The organism is Palleronia sp. (assembly GCF_042089775.1).
Taxonomy (GTDB): Bacteria; Pseudomonadota; Alphaproteobacteria; order Rhodobacterales; family Rhodobacteraceae; genus Palleronia.
This window is the reverse complement of sequence record NZ_JBELKF010000257.1, coordinates 1-2,529: the sequence shown is the minus strand read 5'-3', so window position 1 is coordinate 2,529 and position 2,529 is coordinate 1. Positions and strand designations below refer to the sequence as shown.

The 2,529-nt window shown below is 57.7% G+C and carries 3 protein-coding genes; all 3 read right to left on the bottom strand.

Going from position 1 to position 2,529, the window contains the following annotated elements:
* The coding region (locus ACFDS3_RS20840; RefSeq protein WP_375264234.1) for a hypothetical protein at window positions 1–375 on the bottom strand (375 nt) is incomplete at its 3' end.
* 199 nt (window positions 376–574) lie between these two features.
* Window positions 575–1,057 carry a helix-turn-helix domain-containing protein gene (locus tag ACFDS3_RS20835; protein WP_375264233.1) on the bottom strand — a complete coding sequence of 161 codons (483 nt, stop codon included), beginning with the start codon at window positions 1,055–1,057 and terminating at the stop codon, window positions 575–577.
* Between the two features lie 15 nt (window positions 1,058–1,072).
* Window positions 1,073–2,529, bottom strand: a 1,457-nt coding sequence (locus ACFDS3_RS20830) for a DUF3987 domain-containing protein (protein WP_375264232.1), incomplete at its 5' end; no start/stop codon positions are given.

Below are 2,529 nucleotides of genomic sequence, written 5' to 3'. Positions count from 1 at the left end.
ATTGCCGGCGCGGCGCATCCGGATCAGCCCAGTTACCTGGTCATGCAGGCGCGACCAGTCGTCAGCTTGCTTTCGCTGGAGATCGCGCTCTGCTCTCCGTCCGGAGGCGTGCTCCATCAGGCTCTTGACGTTCGAATGCCAGGTCGAAAACTGGCCGAAGGTCTTGAAGCCCTCGGGCGCATCGCGGTTGGCGACATGGGTCCCCCACTTGCGCAGGAAGGCCTCGGCATCGACCGGGATCATCGAGAGTGGGCAATTGTAGGCCGCAAGTTTTTGGCACTTACGCGCCGAACCCCGGATCTTTTTCGCGTTATCCTTCGAGTAGGGGTAATCTCCCGCCTCCAGCCGCTCCACGGCTTCGTCTAGATACATCATGTATTTTTCTCCCTATGCGTTTATGCGTGTAAAATTGACTTGGCTTCGCCAATGCGTTTTGAGGTCATATTTTCGAATTTCGGCACTGATAAAGCGAAATGAGAAAGATGACTTCAAATCGTATTGAGGTGAGTATAGGCGGGCGTTTGCCTCACTTTTTTCCATTCGGCAGAAAATGCGCAGACTGGCCCTGACCGGCTCAATTCGCATTGCCGGGCCCCAGCACGTCGCTTCGACGAAAGCGGATGGACCCGCCAAGGCGGATGGACGGGATGAGATCCTGCGCCGCCCAATTTCGAATGGTCGCAGGCACGCATACGAACTGCTCGGCCAGCTCGGTTGCAGTCATCAGCTTCTCGGACAGGTCAGAGAAGTCTTCCGGACGCTCAAGCTGCTCTCCCTGAACACCCTCAAGTCGTAGAATGTCCATGAAAGCGTAGCGGGGATGGCGCCAAGGACCGGGAGCTTTCGGAATATCGCGGGCCCGGAGGATCGGACGCACGGTATCGGGGTCCAGTCGCCACCGCTTCGCGATCTGGGGAACAGTAAGGACAGGCATGGCTGCCCGACGAGCGGCAGTCTTGCGGAGGTTCGAGAGTGTCTTGCTCATAACCGGAAGATGGGTCCGGATCGGCAGGACAGAAAAAATGAAGAGAAATAGTGCACGATAGTTCTCGCGCACTATTGCAGGTCCTTGTCAGGACGCTTTTCGTCCGGCACCGCCCCGATCCATAGAAATATTCACCACATTGGAATCCGAACTCTTCGAACAACGCGGGTTCAACACGAGATGGGCCTTGCTGTTATTCTGCTTGCGATACCTTTCCAGAAGAACCTGTATCCGCTTTTCGTTTCGCCATTTTTCACGCTGGTTGGCCTGATCTCGAATTGGCAAAAAACGCTCCATGAGACGCGCCGACTTTGCGCTGCACGTTTCAGACAGATCGGCCCCTTCGCGATCCGCCCCCTCGAAGAGATCCGGCTCGAATTGCAGCCGATCGAGTGCCTCAAGAATCTGCGCGATCCGGTCCCTCGACAGCTCCTTGCTCTGCTTCTTGCTGAGCCGCCGCTGGATATCTCGAATGGTCACCTTCGCAGTGCCATCCGCCATCATCACCTCCCGGAGGTTGGCGACCTTGCAGATCTGGTCCCGCTGATCGCTGCCATACTCGCGCATCATCAGGAGCGTGCTCTCCAGATGATACTCCGCATACTTCGTGGCTAGTTCGGCGGTTTCCAGATCGATCGGACGCTGCGACTTTCCGAGCAGGAATTGCAGGATGACGAGGTAGCTGAGAATGGAAAAACCGGTGCGCCGGATGAAGGACGCGGGAAGCGCTCCGTCGCCCCAGCCGGTCCTCAGGCCGCGCCACCACCCCTCAAGGAACGGCAGCACTTCTCCATCCATCTGGTAGGTGCCAAGTGCGTTCTCCTGCGCGCACAGAGCTTGCCAGATTTCCTTGAGCTCCGCCTTCCAGGTGTCAATCCCGTCGCCGCAGAACGACAGGAAATGATCGAACATGTCGGTGTCTGTCCGCGGCTGGGCGATCACGTAGTTGAAGCGCTGGCAGAAGCCGTCGAGCATGCTTGCGGCATCGACGCTGCGCGCCCATGTTTCCCGCACGCTCAACCCGAAAAAGGTGAAGTGCGGGTCCTCGATCTCGAGCTTTGTCTCCTCGCCCTTGAGACGGTTGGCGATTGGCTTGTGCGAATAAGCATCGAGCATCCACGGCTTGATGCGGGTGTAGTTCGAATGCTTGAGGATATTCTGGAACAGCTGTCCCGCCTCGTCCTGATACCAGTAGGCGCCGTTGTTCTCTTTCAAATCGATGATCCATTGGGCGTCGGTTGACCCGGTAGGAAACATCCGCAGGGGGGTGTCATTCCCTTTCGGCAACAGAATTTCCGCTACCTTATCGGTCGCGAGGGTCTTCGAGCTGCCGGACGACGCGAGAGCGATTGTCCACAGGATTGGACGCTGACGGCCAAGCCCATTGATCCACAGAGCTGCTCCGCCTTGGGTCAGGTAGGACGAGGCAATCATGATGAGTTGGAACAGCGGCAGCGCGTAACTCGCGTCCGATTTCAGGAAGAATTTGCAGAGCCGCGCGGGGAACGAGCCCTGCGGGATCAGCCCCTCCACGGAAAGAGCTT